This window comes from Burkholderia cenocepacia (genome assembly GCF_900446215.1).
Classification (GTDB): domain Bacteria; phylum Pseudomonadota; class Gammaproteobacteria; order Burkholderiales; family Burkholderiaceae; genus Burkholderia; species Burkholderia cenocepacia.
The window spans coordinates 385,412-400,636 of record NZ_UAQZ01000007.1; the positions used below are offsets into that span (position 1 = coordinate 385,412).

A 15,225-nucleotide genomic window follows, 5' to 3' on the forward strand; every position below is an offset into this window, starting at 1 on the left:
TTCGTTATCCGATCCTGAACGTGCTTTTCAATACGTCGCGCAGATGCAGCGCGGCGCGATTGCTGTCGTCCGTCAGCACCGTGATCAGGTGCGGCGGCAGATCGGGCAGCACGATGCCGGCGACGTGGCTCGTCAGGTTGCCCGACACGCGATCGTGCTCGATCAGGCCGACCGCCAGCCCGTTCGCGATACACGCTTCCACGGCGGGAGAGCTGGCGCTTTCGAGCAGCATCCGGTGCGCGATCTTCGCCTTCTTCAGCGCATTCAGCGCGGTGTCGCGGTACGGGCAGCCCTGCAGTTGCACCGCGATCGGTAGCGGCGCATCGGGATTGAACTTGAAGGTGCGCGCGGCGACCCACACCGGATGCGTCTTGCTGAGCAGTTCGGCGTGCTGCAGCGCTTTCGGCACCACGGCGATCGTGATGTCGAGCTGGCCACGCGAGAACAGCAGTTGCAACTCTTCGCTGGAGCGCGCTTCGACCGTCAGTTCCAGCAGCGGCCGGTCGGCGGCGAAGCGCGGCAGGAATTCGGCCATGAAGTGCGCGGCGTAGGAATCGGGGATGCCGAGCCGCAGCTTGCCGGTCAGCATCTGCGGCGACAGCGATTCGACGAGCCGGTCGTGGCTCAGCAGGAACTCGGTGGTGTCGCTCAGCAGCTTGTGGCCGAACTGCGTGAGTTCGACCGCCTGGTTGTTTCGCGTGAACAGCCGCTGCGCGACCATCTCTTCCAGCTTCTGAATCTGCGCGGTGACCGACGACGGGCTGCGGTTTACATGAACGGCCGCATCCTTGAAGCGGCCGAGCTTCGCGACGGCGTGGAAGGTACGCAGCAGGTCGACGTCCAGGGTACGCGGCATGATTTGGTTTTTCCGAATCAGTGATTCAGGTAATGTCGATTGACGGAATTATTGGGCATCCCATATTCTCGGGTCAACAGGCAGACAACGGCAGGCAGCCGGTCGGGCGTTGCACGCATCCGGGGAACGATTCATGTCGATCAATGATTTTGTCGTAGATGCATTGGTGCGGGACAGGAAGCTGAAGGCGGAGTCGGTATGGACGGTCGAGAATCACGAAAAATATTCGACGTTGCATCGCACGGACGATGATGCGCGGCGGCGGGAAGCGGGGCGCGAAGTCTTTGCGCTGATGCGCAACCTGAACGAGCTGGGCGTGCGAAGCCCGGCGTTGTGCGCGGATCGCGACGGTAACGGGTCGTTACGCGAAGCGATCGGCGCATTGAGCGAGCGGCTCGCGACGTTGTCGCGCGGCCGCCATGTGCATTACATCGAGCTCGGGCCCGAGCCCGTCAAGACGACCGAGTTGATGAAGGCGGTCAGCGGCGGCGGCCCGAACCATCTGCGTTACACGGCCGTCGACATCAACGAGTCGTCGGAAGACGCGATGCGGCACGCGATCATGCCGTTCCTGAAAACGCCGGGCTGTTTCAACTACATCGCCGACGATTACCGGAACGTGCAGTGGAACCATATCGACCTGGGCCAGGACGTGACGTTCATCACGATGCTCGGATTCCAGGAAGGCAACGAGCTGCCGGTGACGATCGGCCGGCTGATTCGCAATCTCGGCGGCAAGTCGACTTACGTCGTGTCGGAGATGCAGTTGCTCGTGGAAGGGCGCGAAGAGCCCATCTACAACTTCTACCAGAACGAGAACATGGTGCGGTTCTCCGAAATCGTCAGCCGGCAGCAGGGTTTCGAGCCGCTCGGCAAGCATCACGTATCGATCGTGCGGCTCAATCTGCTGGGCGACCAGTTCCATGTGGCGGTCACGCTGCAGCCGGTGTCGAAAGCGGGGGCCGACGGGCATCTGATCACCAACGTCTGCCTGAAATACACGCCGGAGCAATTCCGCCACGTTCGCCTGAGCCACGGCAATTGCCGCGTGATCGACGAGCTGCGCAGCGGGGATGGCAGCGTCGTGTACCAGATTGCGCAGTTCAAGGGCTGAATGGCGAAACGTCGACAGCGAGGCACGCGATGAACAAGGGAAATGCATTGCCGGTGTTTGCGCGCGGGTTCGGCCGGGTGAGGCTGGCGCTGCGGACGTCGCTGTCCGTCGGCGCGAACGTCGGCGGCAGGCTCGACGCGTCGACGGAACCGATGCGCTGGTCCAGCGCGTGCCTGCGCGACGGCTACGAGGTGCGCTACCGCCGCAACCTCGACGATCTCGGCTATCGCGACGTGCCGATGCGCGGTACGCGCTCGGATGCGCTGAACGCGGTGTGTCACCTGCGCGGCTTGTTTTCCGACGAAGCGGTCGACGCGTTGCGCGAGATCGGCCGCGCGCTGGAGGGCAGTGCGTCGAGCAGCAACTGGATCATCTCGAAGCGCGTGCGGGCGGTGACGAGCCGCTCGCGGTTCATCGACGACATGATGCACGATCGCGTGTTCCTGCTGCGGGTGTCGCGCCTCGCCGGCGTGCCGTTGATTCCGTACCCGATGGCCAATGCGCGCTCGCAGTTCAATTACTACTATCCGACGGACCAGCGCGACGGCAAGGAACAACTGGGCATGTGGCATACCGACGGCACCAGTTTCGTGCTGAACATCGTGTTGTCGGATCGCGCCGAGTACGAAGGCGGCAACTTTCTGTTCTACGAATCGATGGCGGAGACGTTCGATCGCCACGATCGGGCGCGCCGACACGTCAAGACCGCGAATCTGGACAACGCGGGCGATGCGCTGCTGATCTACGGCAGCAAGCTGTTTCATGGCGTCGAACCGGTTCAGGGCGGGCGTCGCATGTCGCTGGTGCTGTCGTTTCATTGCCCGACCACGCGCGAGGACGACAACGGGTTCTGGCATCTCGCGTCGGACGACGGTATTCCGCGCACCGTCGTCAACTGGCTGGCGCTGCAGCGTGCCCTTCGGGACGACGCCGAATTGCAGTACCTGCGCCTGGGGCTCGAACCGATCCGGCCGGAAGACCTGGGCGACCAGCGTCTGGCTCCGGCCACTTTCTGAGAACCGTCGCGCCATGCAGCTTTTCCTGCTCCAACTCGTTTTCGTCCTGTCGTGGAGTTCCGGGTTCATCGGCGCCAAGCTCGGCGCGGAGACGGCCGGCGCGTTCAATCTGCTGTTCTGGCGGTTCCTGCTCGTCACGCTGTGCCTTGCGATCGTCCTCAATCGCCAGCTCGCGCGTCTGACGCTCGAAAAAATCCGCTATCACGCGGTGATCGGCTTCCTGTCGCAGTTCCTCTATCTGGCCTGTGTGTACGTCGCGATCCAGCATGGCCTGCCGCCGGGCATCGCCGCGATCGTCGCGGCGTTGCAGCCGCTCATCACGGCGGCGATGACGTCGTTCGGCGGCAGCGAGCGCAGCGGGGCGCGCCAGTGGGCCGGGCTCGTCGTCGGGTTCGTCGGCGTAGGCATCGTGATCGGCGGGCAATATGCGCTGCCGGCCGGGTCGGTCGGGATCGTGATGTACCTGCTGCCGCTGGTGTCCGCGTTCGGACTGTCGATCGCGACGATCTATCAGCGCCGCCGCGCGCTGACGGCCGCGCGCAGCAACGAGGACGGGCTGTTCCTGCCGCTGTTCGTGCAGGGTTGCGTGAGCCTCGTGCTGTTCGCGGCGTGCGGGCTCGTCACCGGCGACCTGCATGTGCCGACGCAGCCGAACGTGTGGGTGTCGGTCGTGTGGCTGACGGTGTTCTCGACTTTCATCGCTTACCTGTCGCTGTGGGCGCTCCTCAAACGCATGCCCGCGACGCGCGTGGCGACGCTCGTCTATCTCGAACCGCCGGTGACGCTGCTGTGGGCCGCATGGATGTTCGGCGACCGGATCGAGGTGACGACCTACGTCGGCATCGTCGTCGTCGCGATCGGCGTCTGGCTGGCCGGCAAGCACGGCGCGCGGCCCGCGCGGCCGCGCTGCGCGGACATGGAGACGGCCGGCCGCTGACGCACTGGTTGCGCGCGCGATTCCGGTGTAGCTTCGCGAGACTGCCCGACTCGTGAAGGAACCCGATGAAAGTCAAACGGATCGTCGCCAACGTCGATACGCGCTCGATCGACGACGCCAGGCGCTTCTACCAACGGATCTTCGGTCTCGACCTGCTGATGGACCACGGCTGGATCGCGACCTACGGCAACGCCGAGCAGATGGACGTGCAGATCAGCTTCGCGTCGCACGGCGGATCGGGCACGCCGACGCCCGATCTGTCGATCGAGGTCGACGATGTCGATGAAGCGCTCGCGCGGGTTCGGGCGGCCGGCATGTCCGTCGAATACGGGCCGGCCGACGAACCGTGGGGCGTACGGCGGTTTTACGTGCGCGACCCGTTCGGCAAGCTCGTCAACGTGCTCGCGCATCGCTGAGCCGGCGACGGGAGTCGGGTACGCCGGCGTTCACGCATGCAGCGCCAGCCCCTTCACCGCCTTGTCGACGGCCTTCTTCGGCCCGTGCAGCGCCAGGCCGACCAGATCGGGATTGTCCGCATCCTCGGCGCGGAACGCCGCGCGGTTGGCCGCGTCGTGCCCGGTCGAAAACATCGCGCGCACGTAGGGCACGATCGTCAGTTCGCGCGACAGCGCCTGCCGATGCGCGGCCTGCAAGCCGTTCAGGTCGGCCGCGAACACCAGCATCGGCTGGCCCAGCATCCGGCTGTAACGGCGCCCGGCCGCATCCTCGTAAGGCTCGCCGAGGGCGTCCGGCGCACCGGCCGCGACACCCGTCGCGAGAAACGCGACCACGTTGAGTTTCTGCCACGCCGCTAGATCGTCGCGCACGATCAGCGCTACTTTGGTATCGAACATGCTTGCTCCTGGTTGGAGCGCTCATGATCGGACGGCGCGCGCGATCAGTCTGGAACATTTGTGCAAAGTTGCCGGTACGCGGCCGGCGTGATCCGGTACGCGCGGCGGAACCAGCGGCCGAGGTGGCTCTGGTCGGCGAAGCCGACGTCGGCGGCCGCCTGCGCGGGCGTGCGGCCGGCGGCGAGCAGCTTGCGCGCGGCACGCAGCCGCAGGCGCACGAGATACGCGTGCGGCGACGTGCCGAACGCACGCTGGAACATCCGCGTCAGCCGGAACCGGTCGATGCCGGCGACGCTCGCGAGTTCGTCGAGGCCGAGGTTGCCGTCCATGTGTGCGTGCAGCAGGTCGCGCACGCGCGCGATCGCGGGCGGCACGACGGCGCTTTCCAGCGCGAGCGGGCCGCCCAGCTGGCTGCCGAGCCGCATCAGCAAGCGGTCGAGCGTCTGGTCGCGTGCGAGCCGGCCTTCGTTGTCGTGGATCGCGAAGAACGCGTTCCGGATCGCGTCGACGAGGCCGCGATCGTCGACGAGCGTATGGCCGAACGTCGCTTCGACGCTGCCGAGGCCCGGCAGGTCGAGCCGGCGCGCGGCGCGCTCGACCCATGCCTGCGGCAGGTACAGCATCCCGTACGTGAAGCCGCCGGCTTCGGGCGCGTGGCCATCGTGCATCGCGCCCGGCTCGATCAGGATCGCGCGGCCCGGCACGCTGGTATGCAGCGAGCGGTGGCACTGGAAGCGCTGCACGCCCTGTTCGGTGAAGCCCACCAGCATGTCGTCGTGGTCGTGCGCATCGTACGCATGGCCGGTGAAATGCGCGTGCAGGCTTTCGATGCCGGTGTCCGCATCGCGGCGCGCGACGAGCCAGTGGTCGGTCGTGCCGGTTCGGTTCGTCGCGGTCGTCATCGGGTTCCTCGCACGTCGTCATCGCGTGACGGGATGGATCCGCAGCCGGCGAGGCGACGGGGGCGGGCGGTGCGGTTCATGGTTCGATCGCTATCTGTTCGTCGCGCGCGTATTGCGCGGGCGGGCGGCCGACATGCCGCGTGAACGCGACGCTGAAGGTGCTCGCGGAGCGGTAGCCGACGCGCGCCGCGATTTCCGCGATGCGGCCTTCGTTGCGGCGGAGCAGATCCTTCGCGAGCGCCATGCGCCACGTCAGCAGGTACTCCATCGGCGCGACGCCGACCGCGCGGCTGAAGCGCTCGAAGAACGTCGAGCGCGACAACGCGGCCTCCTTCGCGAGCTCGACGATCGTCCACGGGTGCGCGGGGCGTTCGTGCATCCGGCGGAGCGCGGCCGCGAGGCGGCTGTCGGCGAGCCCGCGCACGAGGCCGGGAGATGCGTGGGTGCCGGTCGTGAACCGCAGCGCCTCGATCAGCAGCACTTCCAGCAGGCGCGCGAGCACGATCTCGCGGGCCGGCCGCTGTGCGTGCGACTCGTCGCGCACCAGTTGCACGAGCGTGGTCAGCCGCGGCTCGCCGCGTACGTGCACGAAGCGGGGCAGCAACGACACCAGCAGCGATGCATCGGGCGAACCGAAACTGCAGTTGCCGACCATCATCCGCGTATCGATCGGGTTGGTCGGGTCGCCGATCCGGTACTCGCCAGGGGCGAGCGGGACGGGCGGCGCGGTTTCGACGCCCGGCGCCGGCGCGTCGAGGCTCGACAGCGCCACGCCGTAGGCCGCCGGAATCAGCACGAAATCGCCGGGCAGCAGCTCGATCGGCGCGTGCCCGTCGATCGCGATCCGGCACCCGCCGTCGAGGACCGCACAGTAGAACGGCTCGCCGGCGACCACGCGATTGATCGCCCACGGGCTCGCGCCGCGCACGTACTTGGCGTGCCGCGCGCCGGGTTGCAGCAGCGTCACGACTTCGGTCAGCGGGTCGCTCATTGCCGGACTCTCGCAAAAGAAAAGCGGATTTTCGATTGTAGCGAATACGGTTCCGGCCATCTATCGTACGGACACATGCTCAACACACCCCAGGAGTTTGCATGAAGACCGTATTGATTACCGGCTGTTCTTCCGGCTTCGGCCTCGAAATCGCGCGCCATTTCCTGGCCCGCGACTGGCGGGTCGTCGCGACGATGCGCAAGCCGGGCGACGACGTGCTGCCGCCGTCGGAGCGCTTGCGCGTGCTGCCGCTCGACGTGACGAACGCGGACAGCATTCGCACCGCGATCGAGGCCGCCGGCCCGATCGACGTGCTCGTCAACAACGCGGGCTTTGGTGCGGCCGCCCCGGCCGAGCTCACGCCGCTCGACACGGTGCGCGCGCTGTTCGACACCAACACGATCGGCACGATCGCGATGACGCAGGCGGTGCTGCCGCAGTTTCGCGCGCGCGGCGCCGGCGTGGTCGTGAACGTCACGTCGAGCGTCACGCTGAAGGCATTGCCGCTCGTCAGCGCGTACCGCGCGAGCAAGGCGGCGGTGAATGCGTTCACCGAATCGATGGCGGTCGAACTCGAGCCGTTCGGCGTGCGCGCGCATCTGGTGCTGCCGGGCCGCGCGCCCGACACGCGTTTCGCGGACAACGCGCGGGCCAACATGCACGGCTTCGACCACGAAGCGTATGCGGAATTCGTCGGCCAGGCCGTCGCGCGGATGCTCGATGCATCGGGGCCGATCACCCATGCGCAGGATGTTGCCGAAGCCGTGTGGCGCGCGGCGACCGATCCGTCGAGCCCGCTGCGGCTGCCGGCCGGCGCCGACGCCGAAGCATGGGCGGCGCAAGCGGCGTGATCGATCGGGAGTCCGTCGCACCGGCAGGTTGAGCCGGCGCGACGGCGCGCGTGAGGTGGGGGGGAGCGTTACAGCACGCGCGTGATCGCCTGCTCCAGCAGCGACAGGCCGAGGTCGATCTCTTCGTCGCTGACGGTCAGCGGCGGCGCGATCCGGAACACGCCGCCCATGCCGGGCAATTGCACGATGTTCATGCTGAGCCCGAGCTTCATGCACTCGCGCGTGATCTTCGCGCCGAGCCCGTCCGCCGGCTCCCTGGTGCGGCGATCCTTGACGATCTCGACGCCGAGCAGCAGCCCGCGCCCGCGTACGTCGCCGATGCAGTCGAAGCGCTCCATCAGGTCGAGCAGGCCGCGCCGCAGCCGCTCGCCCATCGTGTTGGCGCGCGCGACGAGACCGTCGCGCTGTACGACGTCGAGCACGCGCAGGCCGACCGCCGCCGGCAGCGGGTCGGATACGTGCGTCGTGTAGAACAGGTAACCGAGCGCGTGCGCGCGCTCCTCGATGGCCGCGGACGTGACCATCGCCGCGAGCGGCAGCCCGGCGCCGAGCGTCTTCGACAGCGTCAGGATGTCGGGCGTCACGCCGTCGCGCTGGCACGCGAACATCGTGCCGGTGCGGCCGACGCCCGTCTGCGCCTCGTCGAGGATCAGCAGCATCCCGCGTTCCTCGCACTTGCGCTTGAGCGCGGCCATATAGCCTTCCGGCAATTCGATGATCCCGCCCGAACTGAGGATCGGCTCCGCGATGAACGCGGCGAGGTTGCCGCTCGACTGGCGGTCGATCAGGTCGAACGCGTAGTCGAGTTCGGCGAGCGGATCGTACGCACCGTTGCGCTCGAAGCGCGGCCGGTACGCGAACGGCGCCGGAATCGCGAACGAGCCGACCGACGCGGGGCCGACGCCCTTGCGGCCGGCGCTGTACGTGGCCGACGCGGCGGCGCCCGTCATCCCGTGCCACGACTGCGCGAAGCCGACGATCTCGTACTTGCCGGTGACGAGCTTCGCCATCCGGATCGCCGCCTCGTTCGATTCCGCGCCGGTGCTGAGCAGCAGCGCGCGGTCGAGGCCGGCGGGCGTGAGGTCGGCGAGGCGCGTCGCGAGGTCGACGACCGGCCGCGACAGCATCCCGCTGAACAGATGGTCGAGCTTGCCCGCGTATTCGCCGATCACGGAGACGATCTCCGGATGGCTGTGGCCGAGCACCGCGCTCATCTGGCCCGACGTGAAATCGAGGATCGCGCGGCCATCGGCGTCGTAGACGAAGCTGCCTTTCGCGCGCTCGATGATCACCGGTTCGAACGTGCCGCCGTAGCGGACCAGGTGCTGCCTGGCGTTGCGCCAGAAGGTTGCATCGTCGTTCAGGGACATCGGGCGGCTCCGGCAAAAGGGCAGGGATCGCTTGCAGTCTAGGCGCGGGTCTGGTTTGATGGAAACGAATAGTCCTAATGCAAGGTAGAAAAGGAGCTAATACCTTGGCGCTTTCGCTCGACATCGACCTGCTGCGCTCGTTCGTCGTGATCGCCGAGGTGCGCGCGCTGAGCCGCGCGGCCGCGCGCGTCGGCCGCACGCAATCCGCGCTCAGCCAGCAGATGAAGCGGCTCGAGGAAGCGGTCGACCAGCCGTTGTTCCAGCGCACCGGCCGTGGCGTCGTGCTGACGCATCCGGGTGAGCGGCTGCTCGTGCACGCGCAGCGCATCCTGCGGCTGCACGACGAGGCGATGGCCGACCTGTGCGGCACGGGGCTGTCGGGGACGATCCGGTTCGGGTGCCCCGATGATTACGCCGAAGTGTGGCTGCCGTCGCTGCTGCGGCAGTTTTCGAGCCAGCATCCGCAGGCGATCGTCGAAGTCGTCTGCGGGCCGACGCCGCGGCTCGTCGAACACCTGGAGAAGCGCGCGGTCGATCTGGCGATGATTTCCGTGCCGGACGACGGCGCGACCGACGACGTCATTCGCCGCGAGCCGCTGGTCTGGATCGGTTATCCGGGGCTCGAACCCGCGCATTTCGATCCGTTGCCGCTCGCGCTGTCCGATCGCGACACGCTCGATCACCTCGCGGCCTGCGACGCGTTGAATCGCGCCGGCCGCGACTACCGCGTCGCGTATGCGAGCAGCAGTCTTGCCGGGCTGATCGCGCTGGTGCGCTCGGGGCAGGCGTTCGCGGTGATGACGCAGACGGCCGTGCCGGCCGACCTCGCGATCGTCCACGGCGATCCGCGCTTGCCGCCGTTGCCGGCGGTGGGCATTACGCTGAGGTTCGACCGGAAGCGGCCGTCGCATCTGACGGCAGCATTCGCCGAGCATATCCGGCAAACGCTGCCATTGCTTTGATCGTCGACGCGATCAGTCGACCATCGACGAAGCCGACGCCTGCGTGCGGCCCGGACGCTCCGCCGCCGCCTCGCGCACGCGGATCGCCGCCCGCATGCCGGACAGCTTAAGTTCGGTTTCCTGATATTCGTTGACCGGCTCGGAATCGGCGACGATGCCGCAGCCCGCGAACAGCCGGCACGCGCCGCCCGCGATCAGCGCCGAACGCAGCGCGACGATGAAATCGCCGTTGCCGTGCGCGTCGATCCAGCCGATCGGCGCCGCATACCAGCCGCGATCGAAGCCTTCGTGTGCACGGATATGGTCGAGCGCCGGCGCGCGCGGATGGCCGGCGACCGCCGGCGTCGGGTGCAGCGCCGCGACGACCTGCAACAGCGTCGCCTCCGCATTCAGCGTCGCGCGAATCGGCGTGCTCAGGTGCTGAAGCTTCGGCAAGCGGTGCAGCGACGGTTGATCGGGCACGTCGAGCTCACGCGACAGCGGCGCGAGCGCGGCACGGATGGCGTCGACGACGAGCGCATGCTCGAGCCGTTCCTTCGCGGACGCCATGAGCGCGGCGCCGAGTGCGCGATCGTCGTCGGGCGTGGCGCCGCGCCGGATCGTACCGGCCAGCGCATGCGTGCGCACGTCGCCGGCCGCGACACGCGCGAGCCGTTCCGGCGTCGCGCCGACGAAGCACGCCCCGTCGCGACGGACCGCGAACAGGTGCGCATGCGCGTCGCGCCGTCGCAACCGGCGCAGCAGCGGCGCGATCGCGACGGGCCGTGCGTACTGTTCGAGCACGTCGCGGGCGAGCACGACCTTGCCGAACGCGCCGTCGTGGATCGCATCCACCGCACGGCGGACTTCGTGCTGCCATTCGCTGGCCTGCAGCGCCTGCGTGTGCAGCAGTTGCGGCGCGTCGTCTTCCGCGGCCGGCGCAAGCGCGCCGAGCGACTCGATCCGCGCGAGGCACGCATGCGCGAGCGCGGCCGGATCGTCGTGAGCGGCGACGACCTGCTGGCAGACGGCCCAGTGCGCATCGCCTTCGCGCACGATCAGCAGCTTCGCCAGCATCATGCTCGCATCGGGAAACGATGCCCAGTGCGCGCTGCGCGGGCCTTGCGCATCGAACCGGAAGCCGCCGACCAGCCGCGGCGGCTGCGGGCCTGCCGTGACCGCGTCGCGCACGAGGGCGCGCCAACGCGCATCGATCTGCGCAAAGCGCGTGTCCCCGGTGGCGCTCAGTTCGGCCGCGCAGTCCCAGCCGTAGAGCGTGACGGACGCATCGCCGGCTTCGTGGAAGCACCACGGCGTCGCGCCGTCGTCCCACGCGGCGATCAGGTCGCAGAAGTCGAGCGGGCGCAGCGGCACCGAGACCGACGCGAGCGTCGGCGTGCCGGTGGCGGCGGCGCGGCGGGCCGCACGCGCGAACGTGTCGTGCAGCAGCGGAAGGCCGGCGTTCATGCGAGCCCCCGCTGTTGTCGCCAGTATTGCGTTTGCTGCGCGATGTACCACGCGATGAGCTGGGCGAACAGCGTCTCGACGTAGTCGGCGTCGAGGCCGGCCTGCTCGGCCCAGCGGCGCCGGTCGGGCAGCATCGCGGCCACCCGTTCCGGCGCGGCGATGCTCGCTTCGTCCGGCTTGAAGCGCGACGCGGCTTTCACGTACTGCATGCGCCGGCCGAGCGCGTCGATGATGTCGGCGTCCAGACGATCGATGGCTTCGCGAATGTCGGGCAGCCCCGTGCAGGCGTCCGGTGTTTTCATGTGTACTCCTTTCCGTAACGAAGGGATTGGTCGATCCGTTCGACCAGATGTGCGATCACCGCCGGGTATTGGTGTCGCAGGTAGAAGTGGTCGCCGTTGAACGTCTCGACGCGGATCGGGCGCGCCGCGACGTCCTGCCACGCATGCGCCTCGTCGCTGTCGAGCTCGGTATCGGCGAGCGGCAGCATCACGCCGAGCGGCGCATCGATGCGCGGCGGCCGCTCGCGCCGATACGTTTCGATCGCGCGGTAGTCGTGGCGGATCATCGGCAGGTAGATCGCGCGCATTTCCGGATCGGCGAGCAGCGCGGCGTGATCGCCGGACAGCCGGGCGACGTCGCCGACGAGCGCGTCGTCGGATTGCAGGTGCAGATCCGATGCGCGCTGGCGATGCGGCGGCGGCAGTGCGGACACCGCCACGTAAAGCGGCGCGGCGCCGCGCGCCTCGAGCCGTACCGCGACCTCGTACGCGAGCGCCGCGCCGAGGCTGTGCCCGAACAGCACGAGCGGCGCGTGCGCATAGCGTTGCAGCGCGTCGGCGGCGGGGCCGGCGAGCGCTTCGATCGAGGGCAGGCACGGCTCGCCGAAGCGTTCCTCGCGGCCCGGATACTGCAGCGCGAGCAGATCGACGTCCCACGGCAGCGCACGGCTCCAGCCGCGAAAGAAATTCGCGGTGCCGCCCGCGTGCGGGAAGCAGACGAGCTGCGCACGCGGGCACGGCGACAGCCGTAACTCGCGAATCCAGTTCGAATCGGTCGGGTGCGCGCTCATGCGGCCGCCTGCAACTGGCGGCGCAACAGGTCGCGCAGCGATTTCTTGCTGGTCTTGCCGATGCCGGTTTCGGGAAAGCGCGGCATGAATTCGATGCGGTCGGGGATCTTGAACGCCGCGAGCCCGCAGTCGCGCAGGTAGCGTTTCAGCACGAGTCGGGACGGGGCAGGCGCGCGCGCGACGACGAACGCGCAGGTCCGTTCGCCGAGCATCGGATCGGGCATCGCGACGACCGCCGCGTCGTGCACCTGCGGATGCGCGAGCAGCAGGTTTTCCACTTCCTCGGCCGAGACTTTCTCGCCGCCGCGGTTGATCTGGTCCTTGTCGCGGCCTTCGACGACCAGGTCGCCGTCCGCGGTGCGCCGCACGCGGTCGCCGCTGCGATAGAAGCCATCGGCCGTGAATGCCGTCGCGTCGTGCGCCGCGAGCCGGTAGTAGCCGCGGATCGTGTACGGGCCGCGTACCTGCAGTTCGCCGATCTCGCCGGGCGCGACCGGTGCGCCGGTTGCGTCGACGATGCGCACTTCGTCGCCGTCCGAGACCGGGCGGCCCTGCGTGTGCGCGATCCGTTCGGGCGCGTCGTCGAGCCGCGTGCAGCAGATCAGCCCTTCGGCCATGCCGAACACCTGCTGCAACCGGCAGCCGAGCACGGGCGTCACGCGTTCGGCCGCGTGGTCCATCAGCCGCGCGCCGCCGACCTGCAGCACGCGCAGGCTCGACAGGTCGGCCTGCCGTTGCGGCTGCTCGTCGAGCCACAGCAGCGCGAGCGGCGGCACGAGCGCGGTATGCGTGACACGTTCCTGCGCAATCAGCGCGAAGCTCTGGTCGGGCTCGGGCCGCGCGGTCGTCACCACCCGGCCGCCCGCGAGCAATGCGCCGATCGTGCCGGGGCAGCACAGCGTGAAGTTGTGCGCCATCGGCAGCGCGGCCAGATAGACGGTGTCGACATCGAACCCGCTCGCGGCGCTGCACGCGCGCACGTTGTACAGGTATTCGCGATGGCGGCGCGGAATCAGCTTCGGCGTGCCGGTCGTGCCGCCTGACAACTGGAAGCACGCGATATCGTCGGCGCGCGCCGCGCAGTCGAGCACGGGCGCCGCGTCGTACAGCGCGTCGAACGACGTGAATGCGTGGTCGTCGCCGGCCATCACGATGTGCTCGAGCGTTGGGCACTCGGCCTGCAAGGCGGCCGCGAGCGGCCGGCAGTCGAAATCGCCGAGCTGCGACGCGCCGAGATAAGCGCGCGCGCCGGCGAAGCGGCAGAACGCGCCGATCTCGTAGTGACGGTGCGCGGGCAGCGCGAGCACCGGCCGCACGCCGAGCTGGAACAGCGCGAAGCACGTCTCGATGAAGCGCGCGCCGTTCGGCAACTGGACGACGACCGCGTCGCCGCGTACCAGGCCGAGGCGCGCGAGGCCGCCCGCGAGGCGGCGAATGCGCGCGAGCAGATCGCGATAGCACAGCCGCAGCGCGCCGTCGACGACGGCGAGCGCGTCGGGATGGCGCTGCGCGCAGGCATCGAGCGCGTCGAAGAACGTCGTGTCCTGCCAGTAGCCGGCGTCACGATAGCGGCGCGCGAAGTCGTCGGGCCAGTCGGGCGCGTCGGCCGGCACGGCCGCCGCCAGGGAGGAAGGGGAGGATTGCATGCGCTGACCTTGGGTTCCGGCAAGTTGTCAGAAAATGTAAATGAGAGGTATTATCATTTGTAACAGGTGCTGCGATAGCGCCGTTTCTTTCGATATCGCGGCAATTTCGTTCGATCGGGCGCCGGTCGCGCGGCACCCGCCCGGCCCGGCCGGACAATCGGCCGGTTGCCGCCGGCGCGCGCCGGTCCGCGCGTGCCGCCTAACCAACGGACCTCCGATGAGATCGACCTCCTTCGCTTCGTCACGACGTCACCCGCCGGTGCTCGTGCCCGGCAATCATCCGGGTGTGGTGCACATCGACACGGGCATGAAACTCATGAGCGGCACGCTGTGCTCGGATAGCCGTGACTGGTACGAGGAGCCGCTCGAAAAAGGGCTGAAGCTCGTCCTCGTGCAGAGCGGGCAGTTGCGCTGCCGCGTGCCGGGCCAGCCCGAGCAATGCATCAAGGGGCCGGGCCTGTGCGTGATCGCCAACGACGGCGAATTCACGACCCACCAGATCTACGACCGCGACGTGCCGCTGCGCTACACGATCGTGCAGCTCGGCCTCGACGCGCTCGACCGCAACCTGAGCCTGCTGCCGGAGAAGATGCTCGCGCCGACGGGCGGCGATCCGCGCATCGTCAGTTGCCCGGCGTCGAAGGCGCTGCAGGCGCTCGCCGTGCAGATCGCCACCTGCCCGTTCGAGGGTGCGGTGCGCGAGTACTACCTGAAGGCGAAGGCGTTCGAGCTGACCGCGCTGAGCGCGCAGTTGCTGGCCACGCAGCGGCAGTCCGCGCCGGCCGACGTGCGGGTCACGTCGTCGGATGTCGAGCGCGTGTATGCGGCGAGCGACATCCTGACGCGCGAGCTCCAGCACCCGCCGACGCTCGATGCGCTCGCGGGCCGCGTCGGGATGAATTCGCGCAAGCTGACGGCCGGCTTCCGCAAGGTGTTCGGCACGAGCGTGTACGCGTATCTGCAGGAATACCGGCTGCGGACCGCGCACGCGATGCTGTGCGCGGAGGATGCGAACGTGTCGACCGTCGCGTACCGCGTCGGCTACAGCCCCGCGCATTTTTCGATTGCGTTCCGCAAGCGCTACGGCATTTCGCCGAGCGATATTCGCGTGTCGCCCAACGCAATGGATCCCGAGGAATTGACGGGCGCGGCGATCTAAAACAACTGACCGGCCGCCTAAAGGAATCGACCGGGCTCATGGGTGTTAA

Annotated in this window: 16 protein-coding genes; 7 read left to right on the plus strand and 9 right to left on the minus strand. The window is 68.3% G+C overall.

Going from position 1 to position 15,225, the window contains the following annotated elements; all coding sequences use genetic code 11:
* Positions 1-4: 4 nt before the first annotated feature.
* Positions 5-856: a LysR substrate-binding domain-containing protein gene (locus DTA15_RS15725; protein WP_006484768.1), complete on the minus strand. Its 852-nt coding sequence runs from the start codon at positions 854-856 to the stop codon at positions 5-7.
* Positions 857-989: 133 nt separating this feature from the next.
* Between DTA15_RS15725 and DTA15_RS15730 the strand changes: the two genes are divergently transcribed.
* From DTA15_RS15730 to DTA15_RS15745, 4 genes are all read left to right on the plus strand, one after another.
* Positions 990-1,970, plus strand: coding sequence for a hypothetical protein (locus DTA15_RS15730; protein ID WP_006484709.1), 981 nt, complete (start codon positions 990-992; stop codon positions 1,968-1,970).
* 29 nt (positions 1,971-1,999) lie between these two features.
* Positions 2,000-2,986: a 2OG-Fe(II) oxygenase gene (locus DTA15_RS15735; RefSeq protein WP_006484762.1), complete on the plus strand. Its 987-nt coding sequence runs from the start codon at positions 2,000-2,002 to the stop codon at positions 2,984-2,986.
* Positions 2,987-2,999: 13 nt separating this feature from the next.
* Entirely contained in the window at positions 3,000-3,923 is a 924-nt protein-coding gene (locus tag DTA15_RS15740) for a DMT family transporter (protein ID WP_006484773.1), read from the plus strand.
* Positions 3,924-3,988: 65 nt separating this feature from the next.
* Positions 3,989-4,339, plus strand: a complete 351-nt coding sequence (locus DTA15_RS15745) for a VOC family protein (RefSeq protein WP_006484732.1) — start codon at positions 3,989-3,991, stop codon at positions 4,337-4,339.
* Positions 4,340-4,369: 30 nt separating this feature from the next.
* On the opposite strand, the gene DTA15_RS15750 is transcribed toward DTA15_RS15745, so the two are convergent.
* The 3 genes from DTA15_RS15750 to DTA15_RS15760 form a co-directional block, all read right to left on the minus strand.
* On the minus strand, positions 4,370-4,777 hold the full coding sequence (locus tag DTA15_RS15750; RefSeq protein ID WP_006484757.1) for a DUF2000 domain-containing protein: 408 nt from the start codon (positions 4,775-4,777) through the stop codon (positions 4,370-4,372).
* A 44-nt stretch (positions 4,778-4,821) separates the two neighbouring features.
* Entirely contained in the window at positions 4,822-5,679 is an 858-nt protein-coding gene (locus tag DTA15_RS15755; protein WP_006484752.1) for an AraC family transcriptional regulator, read from the minus strand.
* A gap of 76 nt (positions 5,680-5,755) precedes the next feature.
* Positions 5,756-6,730 carry an AraC family transcriptional regulator gene (locus DTA15_RS15760; RefSeq protein WP_006493043.1) on the minus strand — a complete coding sequence of 325 codons (975 nt, stop codon included), beginning with the start codon at positions 6,728-6,730 and terminating at the stop codon, positions 5,756-5,758.
* Positions 6,731-6,771: 41 nt separating this feature from the next.
* On the opposite strand from DTA15_RS15760, the gene DTA15_RS15765 reads away from it, so the two are divergent.
* Positions 6,772-7,521 (plus strand): SDR family oxidoreductase, encoded by a 750-nt coding sequence (locus DTA15_RS15765; RefSeq protein ID WP_006484718.1) that lies wholly within the window; start codon positions 6,772-6,774, stop codon positions 7,519-7,521.
* Positions 7,522-7,589: 68 nt separating this feature from the next.
* Here the strand turns inward: DTA15_RS15765 and DTA15_RS15770 are convergent, their stop codons facing one another.
* On the minus strand, positions 7,590-8,891 hold the full coding sequence (locus tag DTA15_RS15770) for an aspartate aminotransferase family protein (RefSeq protein ID WP_006484775.1): 1,302 nt from the start codon (positions 8,889-8,891) through the stop codon (positions 7,590-7,592).
* Positions 8,892-8,968: 77 nt separating this feature from the next.
* On the opposite strand from DTA15_RS15770, the gene DTA15_RS15775 reads away from it, so the two are divergent.
* Positions 8,969-9,853, plus strand: coding sequence for a LysR family transcriptional regulator (locus DTA15_RS15775; protein WP_012493511.1), 885 nt, complete (start codon positions 8,969-8,971; stop codon positions 9,851-9,853).
* Positions 9,854-9,865: 12 nt separating this feature from the next.
* On the opposite strand, the gene DTA15_RS15780 is transcribed toward DTA15_RS15775, so the two are convergent.
* From DTA15_RS15780 to DTA15_RS15795, 4 genes are read right to left on the minus strand one after another with little or no spacing between them, the layout of a single operon-like run.
* Entirely contained in the window at positions 9,866-11,299 is a 1,434-nt protein-coding gene (locus DTA15_RS15780; protein WP_006484730.1) for an isochorismate synthase, read from the minus strand.
* Positions 11,296-11,601 (minus strand): isochorismate lyase, encoded by a 306-nt coding sequence (locus DTA15_RS15785; protein WP_006484772.1) that lies wholly within the window; start codon positions 11,599-11,601, stop codon positions 11,296-11,298. The genes DTA15_RS15780 and DTA15_RS15785 overlap by 4 nt, the downstream gene beginning before the upstream one ends.
* Positions 11,598-12,371, minus strand: a complete 774-nt coding sequence (locus DTA15_RS15790; protein ID WP_006484733.1) for a thioesterase II family protein — start codon at positions 12,369-12,371, stop codon at positions 11,598-11,600. Before DTA15_RS15790 ends, DTA15_RS15785 begins: the two co-directional genes overlap by 4 nt.
* Positions 12,368-14,017, minus strand: a complete 1,650-nt coding sequence (locus tag DTA15_RS15795) for a (2,3-dihydroxybenzoyl)adenylate synthase (protein WP_012493510.1) — start codon at positions 14,015-14,017, stop codon at positions 12,368-12,370. Before DTA15_RS15795 ends, DTA15_RS15790 begins: the two co-directional genes overlap by 4 nt.
* 217 nt (positions 14,018-14,234) lie before the next feature.
* Between DTA15_RS15795 and DTA15_RS15800 the strand changes: the two genes are divergently transcribed.
* On the plus strand, positions 14,235-15,176 hold the full coding sequence (locus DTA15_RS15800; RefSeq protein WP_043033097.1) for a helix-turn-helix transcriptional regulator: 942 nt from the start codon (positions 14,235-14,237) through the stop codon (positions 15,174-15,176).
* The last annotated feature ends 49 nt before the right edge of the window (positions 15,177-15,225 follow it).